General features: G+C 41.0%; 21 protein-coding genes. 3 read left to right on the top strand and 18 right to left on the bottom strand.

Annotation, left to right across the window (positions count from 1 at the left end; genetic code table 11):
• Positions 1 to 48: 48 nt before the first annotated feature.
• Genes MKI85_RS14095 through MKI85_RS14055 form a run of 9 tightly spaced genes read right to left on the bottom strand, consistent with a single transcriptional unit; the run spans position 49 to position 7,794 of the window.
• Positions 49 to 1,005 carry a p-hydroxyphenylacetate 3-hydroxylase reductase component gene (locus MKI85_RS14095; protein WP_241628520.1) on the bottom strand — a complete coding sequence of 319 codons (957 nt, stop codon included), beginning with the start codon at positions 1,003 to 1,005 and terminating at the stop codon, positions 49 to 51.
• 50 nt (positions 1,006 to 1,055) lie between these two features.
• A complete protein-coding gene (locus MKI85_RS14090) occupies positions 1,056 to 2,009 on the bottom strand; it encodes a PDR/VanB family oxidoreductase (protein WP_241628518.1) in 954 nt (317 codons plus the stop codon).
• A 36-nt stretch (positions 2,010 to 2,045) separates the two neighbouring features.
• The gene (locus tag MKI85_RS14085; RefSeq protein ID WP_241628517.1) at positions 2,046 to 2,783 is read right to left on the bottom strand and encodes an SDR family NAD(P)-dependent oxidoreductase; all 738 of its coding nucleotides are present in this window, start codon (positions 2,781 to 2,783) and stop codon (positions 2,046 to 2,048) included.
• Between the two features lie 10 nt (positions 2,784 to 2,793).
• On the bottom strand, positions 2,794 to 3,279 hold the full coding sequence (locus MKI85_RS14080) for an aromatic-ring-hydroxylating dioxygenase subunit beta (protein WP_241628514.1): 486 nt from the start codon (positions 3,277 to 3,279) through the stop codon (positions 2,794 to 2,796).
• 10 nt (positions 3,280 to 3,289) lie between these two features.
• Positions 3,290 to 4,567 (bottom strand): aromatic ring-hydroxylating oxygenase subunit alpha, encoded by a 1,278-nt coding sequence (locus MKI85_RS14075; protein WP_241628512.1) that lies wholly within the window; start codon positions 4,565 to 4,567, stop codon positions 3,290 to 3,292.
• An 18-nt stretch (positions 4,568 to 4,585) separates the two neighbouring features.
• Positions 4,586 to 5,107 (bottom strand): nuclear transport factor 2 family protein, encoded by a 522-nt coding sequence (locus MKI85_RS14070; RefSeq protein WP_241628510.1) that lies wholly within the window; start codon positions 5,105 to 5,107, stop codon positions 4,586 to 4,588.
• Positions 5,108 to 5,127: 20 nt separating this feature from the next.
• Positions 5,128 to 5,487, bottom strand: a complete 360-nt coding sequence (locus MKI85_RS14065) for an IacB protein (RefSeq protein ID WP_142768513.1) — start codon at positions 5,485 to 5,487, stop codon at positions 5,128 to 5,130.
• 43 nt (positions 5,488 to 5,530) lie between these two features.
• Complete coding sequence (locus MKI85_RS14060; protein WP_241628508.1) at positions 5,531 to 6,700, bottom strand: acyl-CoA dehydrogenase family protein; 1,170 nt, start codon at positions 6,698 to 6,700, stop codon at positions 5,531 to 5,533.
• Positions 6,700 to 7,794 (bottom strand): amidase, encoded by a 1,095-nt coding sequence (locus tag MKI85_RS14055; protein ID WP_241628506.1) that lies wholly within the window; start codon positions 7,792 to 7,794, stop codon positions 6,700 to 6,702. Before MKI85_RS14055 ends, MKI85_RS14060 begins: the two co-directional genes overlap by 1 nt.
• A gap of 782 nt (positions 7,795 to 8,576) precedes the next feature.
• Between MKI85_RS14055 and MKI85_RS14050 the strand changes: the two genes are divergently transcribed.
• Positions 8,577 to 9,017, top strand: a complete 441-nt coding sequence (locus MKI85_RS14050; RefSeq protein WP_241628504.1) for a GNAT family N-acetyltransferase — start codon at positions 8,577 to 8,579, stop codon at positions 9,015 to 9,017.
• Positions 9,018 to 9,079: 62 nt separating this feature from the next.
• Here the strand turns inward: MKI85_RS14050 and MKI85_RS14045 are convergent, their stop codons facing one another.
• Entirely contained in the window at positions 9,080 to 9,460 is a 381-nt protein-coding gene (locus MKI85_RS14045) for a hypothetical protein (RefSeq protein ID WP_241628502.1), read from the bottom strand.
• Positions 9,461 to 10,101: 641 nt separating this feature from the next.
• On the opposite strand from MKI85_RS14045, the gene MKI85_RS14040 reads away from it, so the two are divergent.
• Together MKI85_RS14040 and MKI85_RS14035 are read left to right on the top strand one after the other, a co-directional pair.
• On the top strand, positions 10,102 to 10,377 hold the full coding sequence (locus MKI85_RS14040; protein ID WP_142768511.1) for a metal/formaldehyde-sensitive transcriptional repressor: 276 nt from the start codon (positions 10,102 to 10,104) through the stop codon (positions 10,375 to 10,377).
• 19 nt (positions 10,378 to 10,396) lie between these two features.
• Positions 10,397 to 11,506 carry an S-(hydroxymethyl)glutathione dehydrogenase/class III alcohol dehydrogenase gene (locus MKI85_RS14035; protein ID WP_241628501.1) on the top strand — a complete coding sequence of 370 codons (1,110 nt, stop codon included), beginning with the start codon at positions 10,397 to 10,399 and terminating at the stop codon, positions 11,504 to 11,506.
• Between the two features lie 111 nt (positions 11,507 to 11,617).
• Here MKI85_RS14035 and ureC read toward each other — a convergent pair whose 3' ends face one another.
• The 8 genes from ureC to ureE all read right to left on the bottom strand — a co-directional run bounded on the left by ureC (position 11,618) and on the right by ureE (position 17,391).
• Positions 11,618 to 13,318 (bottom strand): urease subunit alpha, encoded by a 1,701-nt coding sequence (ureC, locus tag MKI85_RS14030; RefSeq protein ID WP_241628500.1) that lies wholly within the window; start codon positions 13,316 to 13,318, stop codon positions 11,618 to 11,620.
• A 42-nt stretch (positions 13,319 to 13,360) separates the two neighbouring features.
• Positions 13,361 to 13,669 carry an urease subunit beta gene (locus MKI85_RS14025; protein ID WP_241628499.1) on the bottom strand — a complete coding sequence of 103 codons (309 nt, stop codon included), beginning with the start codon at positions 13,667 to 13,669 and terminating at the stop codon, positions 13,361 to 13,363.
• A 19-nt stretch (positions 13,670 to 13,688) separates the two neighbouring features.
• A complete protein-coding gene (gene ureA, locus MKI85_RS14020) occupies positions 13,689 to 13,991 on the bottom strand; it encodes an urease subunit gamma (RefSeq protein WP_000422459.1) in 303 nt (100 codons plus the stop codon).
• A gap of 101 nt (positions 13,992 to 14,092) precedes the next feature.
• Positions 14,093 to 14,971 (bottom strand): urease accessory protein UreD, encoded by an 879-nt coding sequence (locus tag MKI85_RS14015; RefSeq protein ID WP_241628498.1) that lies wholly within the window; start codon positions 14,969 to 14,971, stop codon positions 14,093 to 14,095.
• Between the two features lie 71 nt (positions 14,972 to 15,042).
• A complete protein-coding gene (locus tag MKI85_RS14010) occupies positions 15,043 to 15,609 on the bottom strand; it encodes a HupE/UreJ family protein (protein ID WP_241628497.1) in 567 nt (188 codons plus the stop codon).
• Between the two features lie 14 nt (positions 15,610 to 15,623).
• Positions 15,624 to 16,238 (bottom strand): urease accessory protein UreG, encoded by a 615-nt coding sequence (ureG, locus tag MKI85_RS14005; protein ID WP_241628496.1) that lies wholly within the window; start codon positions 16,236 to 16,238, stop codon positions 15,624 to 15,626.
• An 18-nt stretch (positions 16,239 to 16,256) separates the two neighbouring features.
• Entirely contained in the window at positions 16,257 to 16,922 is a 666-nt protein-coding gene (locus MKI85_RS14000) for an urease accessory protein UreF (protein ID WP_241628495.1), read from the bottom strand.
• On the bottom strand, positions 16,909 to 17,391 hold the full coding sequence (gene ureE, locus MKI85_RS13995) for an urease accessory protein UreE (RefSeq protein ID WP_241628493.1): 483 nt from the start codon (positions 17,389 to 17,391) through the stop codon (positions 16,909 to 16,911). Before ureE ends, MKI85_RS14000 begins: the two co-directional genes overlap by 14 nt.
• Between the last annotated feature and the right edge of the window lie 516 nt (positions 17,392 to 17,907).

Raw genomic sequence — 17,907 nt, 5'->3', positions numbered from 1 at the left:
TGGAAAATAAATTTATTTATTTTAAAATACCAATTGAGGTACAGTGAATTAAATACCAGCCAAATCTCTCAAAATTTTAATAAAGACTTCTTTTTCTTGTTCCGAATATTGGTCAAATACCTCATTTTGATGACTGTCTGCAATTTCAAATAAATAATGTGCAGTTTCACGACCCTTTTCAGTTAATTCGAAGAATTCACCCCGATCATTGAGTAGTTTCTGTGATGCCAACATTGCAGCAGCACGTTCCACTTCCTGCATCGGCATGGCAATATCTCGCGGTAAATCTTCTTTTGAGGAAGCAGTACCACTGGCCAAGACCAATAACAAACGCGCCTCGCTGGTACGAAAACCCGAAGCAAGTTGCTTAGGCAAATAATCTGCTTGATAGCTCTTAAATGCACGACTCATCAAGTAGCAGGCATTACTATATAAATGCCCATGATGAATTGAATCTAGTTCAGATTGATCAAGATTTTGCTTCAAAGTCAAACTTGGATGCGGAATAACACTTGAGTATGCTCCCTGATGATAGAGCAATGGACTACGCCCCTCATCATGGAAATTGACCACCTTACCAATAATTATCCAGTGATCACCCCCTTCAATAACTTGATGACGTTCGCATTCAAATATTGCCGAACAATTTTCTAGCAATAAACTTGCACCTTCTCCTTCCTGATAACTCGTTCCTTCAAACTTATCAATATTGCGACGCGAGAACTTATTGGATAAATCAATTTGTGAGCCCGACAAAATATTCACCGCAAAATGCGTTGCCTGTTCAAACACAGGAAAACTGGAAGATTTTTTATCAATACTCCACAAAATTAATGGCGGATCCAGCGATACTGAATTAAAACTGTTTGCTGTTACCCCTACTTTTTCACCTTGCTCATTTTGCGCAGTAACAATGGTCACACCTGTTGCAAAATTCCCTAAGGCACGTCGAAATTGTAATGGGTCAATTTTTACATCATTTATTTTTTGTAATGAGTTCATCACTCTCTCCTATAGCATTTAGCTATCAAATATGTCTCAAATCATGAAAGACTTTATATATCCAACACTAAACGCGGTGATTTTGAACGCGAACAACAAACCAATATCTGCTCGTTATCAGCTTTCTCTTCATCCGTGAAATACACATCGCGATGATCAGGCTCACCCTCAATCACATCGCACATACAGGTGCCACACACCCCTTGTTCGCATGACATTTCAATTTTTATGCCTTCACGCGCCAACGCAGTAAGAATGGTCTCATCTGAATTGACCATAATGATCTTGCCACTACGCTGCGCAACAACTTCAAAACTATCGCCTGTTAAATCAGTTTCGACCTGAAAATATTCTTTATGAATCTGCGTATCGGGTAAATGGTGTGCCTTCGCAAGATTAATCACCCAGTCCATGAAACCATTGGGTCCACAGGTATAAACATGGGTCGCAGGTTCAACCTTGGTGAAACTTTCTTGAAAAAATGCGCGGTGATTCGCCCCTTCATCTTTAAAATGGAAATGCGTGAACGCTGCTAACTCACCATGTTTAAGTTCATCAACAAAGGCACTACTGGCTGCACTTTTACCGCAGTAATGCAGCTCAAAAGATTCCCCGTTCTGCAACAACTGATAAGCCATGGTAAGCAGTGGTGTAATGCCTATACCGCCACCTATCAGCACCGTATGTTTCGCTGGATACAATGGAAATAAGTTTTTCGGTGCACTGACCTGAATTTGCATTCCATCTTGAATGTCATCAAAGGCTGAGATCGAACCACCGCGTGATTCTGCATCTCTTAAAATCCCGAGTCGAAACTTACCGACTTGATTTGGGTTTTGGCAAAGTGAGTATTGGCGCACCATGCCATTTGGTAAATGTACATCAATGTGTGCACCGGGCTCGACTTGCGGCAACACAGTTGCGTTTGCCGACTCAAATTCCATGACTGCAATATTTCCACCTTGTACATGGCGGTTTTTTACGACAACATCATAAAGTGTAGTCATTGTTTTATTCTCCTTCTCACCCGCTAAGCGCATGGCTTAGCGCATGAATAAACCACCATTAATATCCCATGTTGCGCCTGTCACGAATCCCGCTGTTGGACTCGCCAGCAATCCGCAAGTTTCAGCAATAAATGACATACTGCCTAAAGCTTTAACTGGAATATTCTGGATAAATTGTTCCATTTTTTCGTCAGGCACTACGCTATGCACAATTGGTGATTCCATTGGACCCGGAGCAACGGCATTCACAGTCACGCCTTTTGCCGCAAATTCTTTGGCAAATATTTTGGTTAAGGTCACGATGGCACCTTTGCTCGCTGCATAATGCGCACCCGTGGCAGTACCACCATTTTGTCCTGCCAATGACGCCATATTGATAATACGTCCGTAGCCTTTTTGCGCCATATACTGACCAATAATCTGACAAGACTGGAAAGTACCGCGCTGATTGACTTGGGTAATCCAGTCAAAGTCCGCAGCCGTGATCTGCAACACAGGGGTTGCCTTAGTGACAGTGGCGTTATTAATCAATACATCCAGTTTGGAAAATTTTTGCTCAATCCATTGCACTACTGCATGAAAATCCGCTTCAACTGAAATATCCAATTTCACTGGAAACATCTGCTCGGGATATTGGCTCTGCGCTTTGGCTTTCTCGGCTTTTTCCAACGTACTGGCAGATAAAATCACCTGATGACCTTGACTGGCAAAATATTCAGCAATGACATTCCCCAATCCTGAAGCAGCACCTGTCACTAAAACAACCTGTTGCATAACGATGCTCCTAAAGAATGTAACTGATACCCGACAAGGTATCGGTAGAGTTAATCAAGTTAATGATTTTACGATTAATTTTAAAACCAGCATCCGCATCACGGTTTAAGTGATAGGTCACGTCCGCGGTATAGTGTTTCAGGTTCTCTTTACGGAATTCACGTAAGTTTTGTGCGCAACGTAAAACAATTTCACCTTCTTCATCTTTTAGAATGCGGACACGTGAAATACTGCGAACGGTATTTGCCTTAGGTGAAGTTGAAATGGCTTCACCATTTTCCAAACGTGCTACGCGCATTTTGCGCATGTGATGATCGTCATAGGCATAGTTCAAATTGTTTTCGTAATCGGTCAAGCTTGGATCAATTGGAATGATATACACCCCTTTTTCATTCCACAGATTTAACCAAGCGTCATGCTCAGAGTGATCCAACATATCGGCTTCTGCCCAAATAAAAGCAGTCACTTCATTTAATAAATTCAAATCAATTTTCATGTTGTTCCCCTTAAGCCGTCATCAACTTTTTCCATTGCTGATAGGCTGCACGCATCCCTGTTTCAGCACTCACATCACTTTTCAAACCATCCTCAGTTTTTACTTCACCTGGCAAGCCACGGTTCAACATGATCCAAAGGTCTTCACCTGCCGCAGCGCCTTTTTGCACACGCTCCCATGCTTCAGCATCGTCTGGTGTACCAAAGCCAAACGGACCTTGGAAATGTTCATGTAAACGTAAACGGTATTGGTTGGCTATTTGCGGACCACCATCCATGGTAATCACAGAGTGGTGAATTTCTGTTTTATCCACTGAAATCGGCTGCATCACACGGAAGAATGCCATTGAGCACGCGATGTTCGGGAATAGATTTAAGTTAAAGCCTGAACCTCCAACAGCACGCACAATACGACGCACTTCAAGTTCTTCATGTCCTTCATCACGTAAAGCCTGAGCTAAATCTTCAAAGCGCTCTTGAATTGGACGTTCCATCAATTCTTCATCAAGATCGACCAGCTCAGGAATCATCACCATCACGCTGTGACCATTGCCCAAGTCTTCGACATAACCTGGCTGATTTTCAAAGTTGAATAATTCTTCGGTTTTCTCATCCACAGAGCTTAAGAACGACTTATGCACCAAGGGGAAATGGTAGGCATCAGTAGTATTTTCCAGTTGGATTTTCCAGTTACCTGGGAAGGTAAAGCGATGCTCACCCAAGACTTTTACTGGATAACCCGCACCTTGTTTCATGAACAAGTCAATCCACTTTTTCGCAGGTCCGAGGAACTGTTCTAAAGGTTCTACATCATGATTGAATGAGGCGAAAATCATGCCGTTATATTCTTCAACACGCAGACTCACTAAAGGCAATTCTGATTTATCCAGACATTCACCATAGCTTTCAGGTGAAGGTACGCCACGTAATGTGCCATCTAAGGCATAACTCCAGCCATGGTATGGACAAACAAAACTGTTGGTTTTACCTTTTTTATGTTCACACACAGTCGCAGCACGATGACGGCAACGATTCAGAAGCACATGCACTTTTTTCTTGCGATCACGTACAACAACCACAGGTTGCTTGCCAATATTGATGGTTTTATAGCTACCAGCTTCTGGAATTTCACTGGCATGTGCCACCCAAACCCAGTTGCTATAAAAAATCTTTTCCATTTCTTCAGCAAAAATGCGTTCATCTTTGTATAGCGAGGTATGTGCACGATCATGTTGTACAAGACTGTGGTAATCCACGTCTACTTGGGTCATTGGAATTAAGCTGTTCATAGTTATTTACTCTAAAATTTATTTTGCTTCGTTGTTTGTTTCTGGCACAGGCAGAATGGCTTCACTCTCCCAATGAGAGACTGGACGGCTAAAAATATTTTCCGTTTGAAAATGCTTTATTGCCCATTGACCATCCGCTTGCTGTTTAAATTCGATAGAAAGCTTGGCCGCATTCAGATGTGCACGACCATCCTGAAAGCTTGAAGTCTGTAGCATCAACCAACGTCCGTTTGCGTGGTCTGCGTTGACCTCGATCTGCTCAGAATTGACAAAATGTGCATTCATCAAAAAGTGCGAATCTTTTTGGGTATAGCTTTCAAACATCGCTTGAATGGCTGCTCGTCCTTCATAACGCCCAAATGAGGCTTGGTAACGCTTGCCTACACCTTCCCAAATTGCCTGCTCATCAAACAACGACATCAATTCATTTATATCTGTGTTGGCATCCAGTACATCACAGATTTCCATATAACGATTCAGCACATTACGTACCGCATTCACTGCTTCAAGCTGCTGTAATCGAAAAAGTATTTGCTCCATAAGTGCTGCCCCGTTTCGACTTAGCGCTGAATAATCAATTCACGCCCAACACGCGCTTCAATCTTGCAGTATTTCCATAATTTAAATGGACCTTCACCAACCACTGTTGTACGCAATAAATTGCACGCTGCATGCACGGTTTCAATGTTGGGTACGTCAGCTAAAAGATACGTCGTCCACGGCCAACCTGAACTTGGTCCAACCATACTTTGGTCATCATCTAGATTGCCAAAAACATGTACGCCTGGCAGGTCATGAATACCATTCCACATCTCACCAAATGCTGCCCAAACTGCTTTTGCTTCTTCAGGGGTTGCATCAAAAAAATTCTGGTTTATACCCATGCAGAACAGGACACGTAAAGATTTTTTAGCTTCCATTTAAAATCACCTCTTTGTAATCTATAAAAATAATAAAATTTGTTTATAAGTAGCCTGGCGTTGGCGGCAATCCAAAGCTCACAGAACCCGCATTTAATAAAGTTGCATCACCCATAAAGGCATGCTGTGTCACCACATTGGCGTCATTCACAAAACGGCTGAATACGTTGTTGGTATAAATTGCCGTCATTCCTGCCAACATCTGCATTTTTCTTGCGACTCGAGCAGAAACACGCGCTGCATGCGTGCACGCCAGACGTACATGACTGATTTGTTCGACGCTCGGTTGTTGACCCTTTTGAATCTCATCCCACACTGCATCCATGGTTTGGTAGAACCAGTTTTTCGCGGATAGAAATTCTGCTTCTGCTTGAGCAAACTCATATTGCGTTACAGGTCGGTTTGCAATTTCAGATCCACCTGTAATGGATGCTTTGCCTGGAGCAAGTTTTTTAAATTCGTCTAAGGCTGCTGCTGCAACACCAATCCCAACCACCGTCAAGACTTGCGTGGCAAAAGAAAGCGACGGGTATTTAAAAAATGGCTCTGTTAATTTCGACGGCTCACCGCGAACGAATGTCCATTCTTCGCGAACAAGCACATCATTCACCAAAAGATCATGACTACCTGTACCTTTTAAGCCAACCGTGTCCCATGTCATATCAATTTGAACTTGATCGGCTGGGATCACTGCCATACGTGGTAAACCTTTGGCTTCATTGCCTTGGCGTGGAGTAATACCAACACCAATAATGTCTGCACCCATGCAACCACTAGAGAACTTCCAGCGACCTTTTACACGCAAACCCTCAGGGGTAATTTCTGCAGGTTGTGGTGGAAAAATACCGCCAGCAAACACCACATCAGGACTATCTCGATAAATCTGTGCCAGCGTAGACTCTGGTAAACCTGCTAAATATGCTGGACTCATACCAAAGCTTGCCACCCACCCCACAGACCCATCCGCCATAGAAAGTTTTTCAATCAGTTCACAAAACTCTCGCGGTGAACACTCCTCACCACCAAAGCGAGCTGGTACCAATGCACGATAAACTCCAAGTTTTTTTAACTTTTCAATAATATCGAGAGAGACATAAGCCTGATCATCAAACTCACCCGTCAATGCTCGTTCCCGAATTTCCTGACATAAAGTTTCCAATTCGACTTCATCATTCACTTGATTGCTTAAGCTAATCGCAGATAGACCATTCATTATTTTTCTCCTTGTTGTTTCGATTGCACTAAATCCATTAAATAAGCGGCAATCGCACACAGTTTTTCATCAGCACCATGTTTGGCAACCAACTGAATGCCTGCAGGTTGACCATCTTGAGTTTCAAGTGGAATAGTAATTGCCGGATGCCCTGATAAATTAAATGGGCGAATGAGCGCAGTCATATTTAGAAATGCCGTAGTATCTTCAGCATCCACAACTTTAGGCGGGATTTGCGGCAATGTTGGCAGCACCAAAACATCATTCTCATTCAGTAACTGGTCAATTTCTTGCGTAAAACTTTGACGCACCTGATTGGCTAATTCGACTTCATTAAGCGTAGTTTTAGCCGCATTGAGCAATCGACTGGCAACATCCTGCCCAACCTTCCCAGAGGCAATCAGATGACCAAATGCCTGCCAAGTTTCATAATTAATCACCTGCATACCCGCACGGTAGGCATCAGAAAAATACGATAAATGCACTTGAGTCGGGTTAGAAAAACCTGCTTGCGCTAAAAATCCGTTTACAGCCGCCCAAATTTCTGGTTTTGCTTCGACATCCAGCACAGCAAGTCGTAATGATTGAATCTGATCTTTCTGCGCAAGATCATAATGAAAAGTCGGGTCAATAATTGCCATGGCTTGCGTTAATGCACCAAGGCTTGCAGCAAACGGTCCAACACAATCAAGGCTCGTACTTTCTGGAAGTACACCTTTGCGACTCACACGACCAAAGGTGGGTTTTAATCCATAAATTCCACAACATGCCGCTGGCATACGGATTGAACCACCTGTATCCGTACCAACAGAAAAATCCACCAGATTGGCAGCAACGGCTGCAGCTGAACCACTAGAAGAACCACCTGGAATCAACTCTGGATATTTAGGATTAGTTGCTGTGCCTGTAAAGTGATTAATACCTGTCGTACCGAAAGCCAGTTCATGCAAATTGGTTTTACCCGTAATTTGACAATCATGACTCAAAATATAATTCACAATATCGGCATGTTCTGTTGCAGGTTGCGAATCCACCAACGCTGCGCTACCACCTACAGTTTTATATCCTTTTATGTTGATTGTATCCTTCAGCATCACTCTGAGAGCTCCGTTCCCCAGAGCCATTTTTTCATACACAATATTTTTCACTACTACACCTTTTATCTCTTAGATGTGTCTTTCTTATGCAACAAAAATGCGTCAATTTGTTTGAAATGTCAAACATATTTTAATGGTTTTATTTTAGTGCAAGCATAGGTACAAAACAGAACAAAATTATATTTTTAATTATTTATTACTTAAAAAACAGTAATATAAAATTTTTCATGAAATTAAATTCACTTTTTCAACATGCATTTTTTTAATTAAATTTTCTATATTTATTTTGCATGCACTTTTTTAAGACATGGTTTTACCTCCTTTTAATGAACCAAACCAAATTAAAAAGCTCTACTCTGACTTAAATTTGCATCTAAAAATATGTGATGGTCATCATTTTTCAAAGTTTCATCACATTCAATTCAACTTCATGTTCCTGTTCTAAGCACTAAAAAATTTATCAATAGTCTGAAGATATCTTGAGATAAAGGGAGCCTAAAAATTCGACCAATGACAAAGTGCAAAATTAATAACTACTTAGACATCTATTCTTATTTCATCTGGACATTTTTTCTGTTTTAGGGTTAAATGAGACTAAACAAAGCCGTGGAACATTGTTTAATAAGCAATCGTGGAACGTGATAAATCCATAAAAAAGCCCAATCAGGGTGGATTGGGCTTAATGCAATACGATAAACAATTGATTTAAATTAGAATAAAAAGAGCATTTCGTATAAGGTGCATTATGTTAATTTTAGGAAATTTAAAGAGTGAGGGTCATGCAAGTAAGAAAACTTTTAAAACAAGATTATGAGAATTGGTTAAATCTTTGGAAGGGATATCAGGACTTCTATAAAGTGAGTTTAACATCAGAACTTTCTAAATTAACTTTTGATCGTCTAATTGATGAAAGTGAAGAAATGGGGTGTTTTGTACTAGAAGTAGATAAGAAACTAATTGGTCTAGTGCACTATATTTTTCATCGTAGCACCTGGACAAAAGGTAATTATTGCTACCTTCAAGATCTATTTGTACAAACAGATAATCGTGCTAAAGGCTGTGGTAAAAGTTTGATAGAAGCGGTATATGCTGAAGCTCATAAGAAAAATTGTTCTCGAGTCTATTGGTTAACTCAAGAAACAAACTATCAAGCAAGAATTTTATATGATCAAGTAGCGATAAATACTGGCTTTATTCAATATCGAAAAAATCTAGTTTAAAAAATAAAAAATGCAGACTTCAACGTCCGCATTTCGCATAATGGCCATTATGTTAAATGAACTCAATTGCTGTCATCAAAAGTGGCATTAATTCTGTCTACAGTCCATTTTACTGTAGTGTTATCTAAGTAAAAAAAATCTCTATTTAAAATATCATCTTCAAAAATTAAGCCATTACTGTCTAGCTTTCCTTCTTTTAAATGTCCAATAATTTCATATCTTAGACTATTATCTATTTGCTTAATTTGATGGGGACAATGTACTTTTTCAACAATGTAATCATCAAGAATAGTAGCTTTTAAAGCTATAAGGTAATTTTTTTTGAGATCAATACATGAGGGTATTGAAGAACTAAATACTTCTAGAATTTCATTACGAACCTTAATTTTTAGAATAAATTCGAGATCCTCATTACATTCTATGATTTGAGCTATATATTTCACTTCAATTAAGAATTCCTAAAATTAACATAATGGCCATTATACGAAATTAAAATGTTAGAACCCATTTAAAGTGTCCAAGTGAGATACGACTCTCTGTTCTTTTGTTTGTGAGATTTGGTGTCCATTAGAATAAGGATATGCAGACAAAGCTGAAATTATCTGAAATATGGCTCCAAAATTTAAAAATATTGTGATTAAAATGCGATTTCTCCTCATAAATAAAAGCCCCCAATTAGGCATTTTTCATCTAAAATCAACTCCAAATGTACTTTTTATAATGTGAATAGATCCATCAAAATTGGAGAATTTAGCTTTGCTCACTATTGCCAGTATAGAAATTTAAACCATTGAAAATAATAGTTTTAATTTAACCAACCAAACATCTCAGCGTCTTTTTGATAAATATGTTTCAATGAATCTTTTTTCTATTTTTATTTAATACTCTTCAAGAATTAAAAAAACAATCGGTATTTACCCCACCTCTAGCCTCACAGTACTCATAGTTTTTTTCGTTCATCCACTGAACAGATGCAAAAGCGATCCATAAAGAAATTCATCTTCTGATCAGGCAAAAACTTAAGGTTTATTGCTCTCTAGTATACTATAGGGTACTATGCTATAAAACATATAAGACTGCGCCCATGCCCAATCAAATTGAAGATAAAAAAAGAATCCTTTTACGTGTTAGACGAATTAAAGGTCAGACCCAAGCCATTGAAAATGCATTGGAAGAAAATGCAGATTGCGGCGCCATACTTCAACAAATCTGTTCTGTGCGTGGCGCAATCAATGGCTTAATGAACGAAATGTTAGAAGTTCATTTAAAAGATACTCTTGTCACAGGCGATTCAACTGAACAAGAAAGAAAAGATGAATTTGTGGATATAGCCAAAATTCTCAAATCATATTTAAAATAGTTCGATAAGGAAAAATCATATGAAATCACGTGCAGCGGTAGCCTTCGCAGCAGGACAACCCCTCCAGATTGTTGAAATTGACGTCGCTCCACCACAAAAGGGTGAAGTACTAGTTAAAATTACCCATACAGGGGTTTGCCATACAGATGCCTTTACTTTATCAGGTGATGACCCTGAAGGTGTTTTCCCAGCCGTTTTAGGTCATGAAGGTGCTGGCATTGTGGTTGAAGTAGGTGAAGGTGTAACCAGTGTTCAACCTGGTGATCACGTGATTCCTCTCTATACCGCAGAATGTGGCGAATGTTTATTCTGTAAATCTGGTAAAACCAATCTTTGTGTCGCGGTTCGTGCAACGCAAGGTAAAGGTGTAATGCCAGATGGCACCACACGTTTCTCATACAACGGTGAACCGATTTACCACTATATGGGCTGTTCAACCTTTAGTGAATATACCGTGGTTGCCGAGGTTTCTTTAGCCAAGATTAATCCAGATGCAAACCCTGAACATGTATGTTTACTCGGTTGTGGTGTAACAACTGGTATTGGTGCAGTACACAACACCGCTAAAGTACAGGAAGGCGATACTGTTGCTGTATTTGGTTTAGGTGGTATTGGTCTTGCGGTTGTACAAGGTGCGCGTCAGGCAAAAGCAAGTCGTATTATCGTGGTTGATATGAATCCAGACAAATTCAAATTGGCTGAAGAGTTTGGTGCAACAGATTTCTTAAATCCAAAAGATTATGACAAGCCGATTCAACAAGTGATTGTAGAAATGACAGGTTGGGGTGTCGACCATTCTTTTGAATGTATTGGCAACGTAAATGTTATGCGTTCTGCTTTAGAATGTGCACACCGTGGTTGGGGACAATCTGTGATCATTGGTGTTGCGGGTGCAGGTCAAGAAATCTCAACCCGCCCATTCCAATTGGTGACGGGTCGTAAATGGATGGGAACTGCTTTTGGTGGCGTAAAAGGACGTTCTCAACTTCCAGGCATGGTCGAAGATGCCATGAAAGGTGATATTCAATTAGAACCTTTCGTAACGCACACCATGGGCTTAGACAAAATTAATGAAGCTTTTGATTTGATGCATGAAGGCAAATCCATTCGCTCAGTGGTGCATTTCTAAGTTTACCCCCTACTCACTTTCAATGCCTCCTTAACCTGAGTTAAGGAGGCATGATAAAAAGCCCACCAATTCAGGTGGGCTTTTTTAAACCATCAATACAATCTAATATTTTTAAAACAAGAAATAACGCTGTGCCATTGGCAATACTTCTGCTGGCTCACAGGTTAAATGTACACCATCTGCCCGAACTTCGTAAATTTCTGGATCAACTTCCATCACGGGCGTATAGGTGTTGTGCTTCATATCGGCTTTAGAAATATTGCGCGTGTTTTTACATGCAGAAATGATTTTCTTCAGACCTAATTTTTCCGCTACACCATTATCAATCCCTGCCTGAGACAAGAAAGTGATACAGGTGTTATGCACACCGCGGGCATTTGCCCCAAACATGGGACGGTAATGCACAGGCTGTGGCGTTGGAATAGAAGCATTAATATCACCCATTGGTGCTGCCGCAATCATCCCGCCTTTAATAATCATGGCAGGTTTAACCCCAAAAAATGCAGGTTTCCACAGCACCAAGTCTGCCAGCTTGCCTTCTTCGACCGAGCCGACTTCATGACTCAAACCGTGGGTAATGGCAGGGTTAATTGTATATTTCGCAATATAACGTTTAACCCGCTGATTATCGGTATGTGGCGTATCACCTTCCAGAGGTCCACGTTGCACTTTCATTTTATGGGCAGTTTGCCATGTACGAATAATCACTTCACCCACACGTCCCATTGCCTGTGAATCGGACGACATCATGGAAATGGCGCCCAAATCTTGCAAAATATCTTCCGCTGCAATGGTTTCACGACGAATTCGACTTTCGGCAAATGCAACATCTTCTGAAATTGCTGGATCTAAATGATGGCATACCATGAGCATGTCCAAATGCTCATCAATGGTGTTGACAGTATAAGGACGGGTTGGATTGGTCGAAGATGGCAACACATTGGCTTGACCAATAGCTTTTAAAATATCGGGCGCATGTCCACCACCCGCGCCTTCGGTATGGTACGTGTGAATGGTGCGCTGCTTAAACGCCGCAAGTGTTTCTTCCAAGAATCCACTTTCATTTAAAGTATCGGTATGAATGGCAACCTGAACATCGTATTCATCTGCAACCGTTAAACAGTTATCGATGGCAGCAGGTGTGGAACCCCAATCTTCATGCAGTTTTAAGCCCACGACTCCCGCTTCAATCTGCTCACGGACAGGATCAGGCAAACTTAAATTACCTTTGCCCAATAGCCCAATATTCATCGGTAAATCATCTATGGCTTGCAACATGGTCGCAATATGCCATGGTCCCGGTGTAACTGTTGTTGCGGATGTTCCCGCCGCTGGACCTGTTCCCCCACCAATCATGGTGGTTGTGCCTGACATGAGTGCAGTTTCCACTTGTTGCGGGCAAATCCAGTGAATATGTGTGTCGATGCCACCTGCAGTTAGAATTTGACCTTCCCCCGCAATCACTTCCGTGGCAGCTCCCAGCGGAATCGTAATATTGGGTTGTATATCAGGATTTCCTGCCTTACCAATTTTCCAGATACGACCATTTTTCAGACCAACATCGGCTTTGACAATCCCCCACCAATCCACAATTAAAGCATTGGTAATGACGGTATCCGCAACATCATCTGCCAATAATTGGGATTGCCCCATACCATCTCGGATAACTTTACCACCACCGAATTTTACTTCTTCACCGTAAGTCGTCAGATCTTGTTCGACTTCAATAAAGAGTTCTGTATCCGCCAAGCGAACACGATCCCCTACGGTTGGTCCGAACATTTCCGCATATGCACGTCGTGACATTTTCATAATGGTTTACTCTAAATTCTTAAAAGATTTTCATATTCCAACTTAGTCAAGTTTCCCCATCACCCGACCCGCAAAGCCATACACTTCACGTTTTCCAACCAAAGCCACCAATTCAACCTCTCGGCTTTGACCAGGCTCAAAACGTACTGCGGTGCCTGCTGCAATATTTAAGCGGTAACCTTTTGTACGCTCGCGCTCAAATTTCAAAGCATCGTTAGCTTCAAAAAAATGAAAATGTGAACCAATTTGAATCGGTCGATCGCCTGCATTCGCAACCGTTATTTTTAAGGTTTCTCGTCCAACATTTAAATCAATATCGCGATCTGGCGTAATTACTTCACCTGGAATCATCTTTATTCCTTATTGTTATTTACATAATTGGTTGATGTACGGTCACCAGTTTTGAGCCATCTGGAAAGGTTGCTTCAACCTGAACTTCAACAATCATTTCTGCGATGCCATCCATCACATCATTACGGCTCAATAATGTGGTTCCATAATGCATCAGCTCGCTTACACTCATGCCATCGCGTGCGCCTTCAAGCAAGGCTGCGGAAATATAAGCTATGGCTTCAGGATAATTCAGTTTTAAACCACGTGCTTTACGGCGCTCTGCGACCAAGCCCGCGGTAAAAATTAAAAGTTTGTCTTTTTCTGTTGGATTTAATTCCATATCTTTTACCTATCTAAACGTGGAGATACTTCACTCATGAGCTGTGCATGACCAGAATTACGTTTTGCCATTCTGTCTTTTAATGACTGGAGAAAATGAGCTTATGTTCTCCAAATACGTGGAAATTCTTCATCCAAACCGTACCAATAACGTCTGAGTTTTGCTCTGATGGCGGCAAAGGCATCATGACATTGCCGAACATCGCTCCCTAAGAAACGGGCACAAATCACATCATCTAATACCGTTAAGGTGACGGGTACATCCATACGCATCATCAGTTCACGGACTAAATCCAGATGCTGTTCTAAATCAAGACTGGCACGATATTGCGAAGGTGGAACTGCCCAGAAACTTCCCATAACAGATTGACCATTCATTCCTAAGCATGAGCTTAACCAACGGTCATTGCCCTTAAAACTTAAGGTATCTGCAACCAATAATGTCTGATTACGAAACAGTTTAAATTGGTTGATATATGCACCATCAGTAAATTGCTCATCACGTGCTTGACGACCAATGACCAACATGTCCCAACCAATAAAACTGGCTGCCTCATCCAAATGAATGATGGTTTCTGAATGGGCATTCGCTCCATTAAACAACATGGTTTCTTGGGGTAGCCATTCAAAAATAGCATTACCATTCAAACTGATATTGATATGCTGATAGGCCTTTTTAGCATTGGTTTTGTACCATTTTCCTGCACCTGGGGTAGTGACTAAAGCATGTGCCTGCGCGTCGACAGACAGATCAAAAGTCAGGTGATCCCCACCCGCAATACCCGCAGGTGGATGCACAATAATGGCATGGCAAACCCCTGTTTTTTCAGGCCAAAGCATTTTTTGTACTCGCACAGGACCATAATGTTTGCGGTGATGTAACACCGTACATTCAGGCTCTTTTTGAGCCTGAAAACCGAGTTCCAACTTGGCAAACCATAATTGAGCATCATGCGTTCGACTGACTGTTAAATCCTGCATGCTTCCTCTGCGTGATGAATACCAATAAACTGGTGTGCTGAAATTCGTCCATCAAAACGACCAGAAAATCATTAAGCCAAACCAATCAGTGCAACAACTGCGGCAATTCCACCGACAATTTTTTTACCGTGCGGCACATATTTTTGTACCAAAGCACCTAAACCCAATCCACCTGCGTAGATGCATGACATAGCAACAACCATGCCTAAAACCAGACCGATCACATGACCTGAATGACTCAATTCAGCACCATGCGCCATGCCATGAAAACTGGCTAAAACCATGCTCGCCACTGCAAATAGTCGATTCGCTTTGCTCCACAATGCAATCGCGAGAACAGATAAGGAAAAAACAATGCCGTATTCTGCAAGATTTGCGGAAACGATATGCAACTGCCCTAGGCTAAAACCAGCAATCATGGCAACGACTAAACCTAACAATCCACCTACTTTCCAACGATTAGCCGCTGACCACAGCAGCACACCAAATGCGATTGCCATGGTGAGGTGGTCAATTCCAGTAAAGGGATGAATAAAGCCCGCCAAGAAACTGTTCTGTTGTTCATGTCCGGGATGTGCCATTGCCCACATTGGAAAAGCTGCAACTAAAGTGGCGAAAGTTCTTTTTAAATAAGTCATTGTGATTCCCCGAATTAAGCTTTGAATAGACCTTGTTTTTCAATAAACGAAATAATGAGTTCCAGACCTTCTTTGGTTTTCATATTGCTAAACAAAAATGGCTTCTCACCACGCATACGCTTAGCATCTTGGTCCATCACGCTTAAATTCGCACCGACCATCGGTGCCAAGTCGGTTTTATTGATAATGAGCAAATCTGACTTGGTAATACCTGGACCACCTTTACGTGGAATCTTTTCTCCCCCAGCAACGTCAATCACATAGAGGGTTAAGTCTGAAAGCTCTGGACTAAACGTTGCCGCCAAATTATCACCACCACTTTCAATAATAATCAGCTCAAGCCCATCAAATTTTTCACATAAATCATCAATTGCCGCGAGATTAATAGAAGCGTCTTCACGAATGGCAGTATGCGGGCAACCGCCTGTTTCTACGCCAACAATACGGTCTGGAGACATGGCTTCATTACGGGTTAAAAAGTTTGAATCTTCTTTGGTATAAATGTCATTGGTAACGACTGCCATATTATATTTTTCACGCAACGCCTGACATAAATTCAAAGTCAGCGCTGTTTTACCCGACCCGACTGGTCCGCCAATTCCCACACGTAATGGGCTACGTTGTGACATGTTTTTTTCCTCTTAAAATTATGATCTGAATAGTCTTGAATATTGAGTCTCGTGGTGCATACTCAGCATGGCATATTGCGGTAAAGCACTACTGATTTCAGTATCTTGCAACTCCAGTGCACGATCTATTGCTGCTGGAATGAGTGCATGTAAATGCCACAAAATACGCTGACCGCTCATTTGCCCCAGCGGAACGGTTTTCACCGCTGCCAGTACCTGATTTTCTAAAACGGTAAAGGTATAGGCCGTCAGCACCTCAGTTTCATTGAGCCCTAAGCTTCCACATAGACTTCCATACACTGGAACAAAGCCCAGCTGTTTTTTGACTTTAACCGGTTGCTTTAATACATCTCTAATCCAGGCATTTAAAGAAAATGCCAACTGTTTCGATTCCGCCAGTAACTCTTTACTTTCCCGACTGGCACGGTAAAAATTTGCCCAGTAGGTGAAGTTTTCTTCGTCATCACTGTATTGCATTAAACGTTTCAGCACAGGCAATTCAAAGCGCACCAAGAGCATTTCCAGCACTTCTTCAAAATAAGCAATACTGGAGGCTTCATCATGAATCAGCCCTCGATCGATTGCACTTTCCACGCCTTGCGAATAGCAATATGCCCCTATCGGTAACGCAGTTGATGACAACGTCAATAGGCTTAACAGTTGTGATGGATTAGTGATGGACATGATGTAATGACTTAATTGGGCTTAAGCGATGATCATGTTGATGTTGTGCATATGCCCCACTTTCAGGCTCAAAAGGATGATCTACCTCTTCAACTTTTAATCCCAGCCCAATCACCATTTCAGCAAGAACGTGATCTGGCTCGAAATATAAAGCTGTAGGTGTCAACATTAAGGGAACATGACGATTCCCGAGATGATATGCAGCTTTTAATAAATCAAACTCAAGTTGAGCAGAAACTTTCATCAGTTTTTCTGGTTTCGCTTCAACTTTGAGAATATTTCCACTCTCGGTCGAAATATATGATCCACTACGCAAAATGCCTGTACGCGGCAAATCTGCACCAATATCGACCCCATTTTTTAAAGTTGCACGAAAACGGCTCTTTTGACGTGTATCAAAATTCAGCTCAATGACATCAAAGTCACAATTTTCTGTAACTGCTTCTAATCGTTGAGTATAAATTTTCATTTTTTCTCCATGCTTCTCTTTTATTTAGCACTGCTTTTGATCCAAATTGATTCAAAAAATAAATCGCTTTATCAAAACGCACCATTATTAACAGTTATGCAAAATTCAGACCAATTTATACTCTCAATTATCAAATCTTGATATTTTCTAAACAAAATTAGAATGTTTCTCTATTTTCTATACTTAAGACTCGGTGATTCATCTTTTAGTTATTCCATATATAAGGAGATCTCCTTATAGCTAAGATCTAATTCAATAAACCTGCTAGCTGAAACTCATGTGATAAGTGCGATATCAGATTTCAACTTTAAATAATCCCTTGCTCTATATTGAGTACGTCAAAAATTGAAGACCGGATTAAAGATCAATTTCACTGAAATGCATCTTATTTATGGTTGTTTAATATTTTACTGCTGGATAGCAGCCCAAAAGAATGATGTCTCTAAGTTTTTTGAGTTGTAAGCCAGTGGGCAAAGGAAATTTAAGGTCTTTTTCAAACTGCAGTTTTCTTATTCT

The sequence above is a fragment of the Acinetobacter zhairuonensis genome, assembly GCF_022601715.1.
GTDB lineage: Bacteria > Pseudomonadota > Gammaproteobacteria > Pseudomonadales > Moraxellaceae > Acinetobacter.
This window is presented reverse-complemented; position numbering and strand designations above follow the sequence as displayed.

What these genes read in the sequence shown, in the direction of transcription:
- ureC (WP_241628500.1), bottom strand. Translation starts at nt 13,318, where the DNA reads ATGAAAATGTCACGACGTGCATATGCGGAAATGTTCGGACCAACCGTA.
- MKI85_RS14075 (WP_241628512.1), bottom strand. Translation starts at nt 4,567, where the DNA reads ATGAACAGCTTAATTCCAATGACCCAAGTAGACGTGGATTACCACAGT.
- MKI85_RS14060 (WP_241628508.1), bottom strand. Translation starts at nt 6,700, where the DNA reads ATGAATGGTCTATCTGCGATTAGCTTAAGCAATCAAGTGAATGATGAA.
- MKI85_RS14010 (WP_241628497.1), bottom strand. Translation starts at nt 15,609, where the DNA reads ATGACTTATTTAAAAAGAACTTTCGCCACTTTAGTTGCAGCTTTTCCA.
- MKI85_RS14070 (WP_241628510.1), bottom strand. Translation starts at nt 5,107, where the DNA reads ATGGAGCAAATACTTTTTCGATTACAGCAGCTTGAAGCAGTGAATGCG.
- MKI85_RS14085 (WP_241628517.1), bottom strand. Translation starts at nt 2,783, where the DNA reads ATGCAACAGGTTGTTTTAGTGACAGGTGCTGCTTCAGGATTGGGGAAT.
- MKI85_RS14000 (WP_241628495.1), bottom strand. Translation starts at nt 16,922, where the DNA reads ATGTCCATCACTAATCCATCACAACTGTTAAGCCTATTGACGTTGTCA.
- ureA (WP_000422459.1), bottom strand. Translation starts at nt 13,991, where the DNA reads ATGGAATTAAATCCAACAGAAAAAGACAAACTTTTAATTTTTACCGCG.
- MKI85_RS14090 (WP_241628518.1), bottom strand. Translation starts at nt 2,009, where the DNA reads ATGACTACACTTTATGATGTTGTCGTAAAAAACCGCCATGTACAAGGT.
- MKI85_RS14080 (WP_241628514.1), bottom strand. Translation starts at nt 3,279, where the DNA reads ATGAAAATTGATTTGAATTTATTAAATGAAGTGACTGCTTTTATTTGG.
- MKI85_RS14055 (WP_241628506.1), bottom strand. Translation starts at nt 7,794, where the DNA reads ATGCTGAAGGATACAATCAACATAAAAGGATATAAAACTGTAGGTGGT.
- MKI85_RS14015 (WP_241628498.1), bottom strand. Translation starts at nt 14,971, where the DNA reads ATGCAGGATTTAACAGTCAGTCGAACGCATGATGCTCAATTATGGTTT.
- MKI85_RS14025 (WP_241628499.1), bottom strand. Translation starts at nt 13,669, where the DNA reads ATGATTCCAGGTGAAGTAATTACGCCAGATCGCGATATTGATTTAAAT.
- ureE (WP_241628493.1), bottom strand. Translation starts at nt 17,391, where the DNA reads ATGAAAATTTATACTCAACGATTAGAAGCAGTTACAGAAAATTGTGAC.
- MKI85_RS14040 (WP_142768511.1), top strand. Translation starts at nt 10,102, where the DNA reads ATGCCCAATCAAATTGAAGATAAAAAAAGAATCCTTTTACGTGTTAGA.
- MKI85_RS14050 (WP_241628504.1), top strand. Translation starts at nt 8,577, where the DNA reads ATGCAAGTAAGAAAACTTTTAAAACAAGATTATGAGAATTGGTTAAAT.
- MKI85_RS14065 (WP_142768513.1), bottom strand. Translation starts at nt 5,487, where the DNA reads ATGGAAGCTAAAAAATCTTTACGTGTCCTGTTCTGCATGGGTATAAAC.
- MKI85_RS14035 (WP_241628501.1), top strand. Translation starts at nt 10,397, where the DNA reads ATGAAATCACGTGCAGCGGTAGCCTTCGCAGCAGGACAACCCCTCCAG.
- ureG (WP_241628496.1), bottom strand. Translation starts at nt 16,238, where the DNA reads ATGTCACAACGTAGCCCATTACGTGTGGGAATTGGCGGACCAGTCGGG.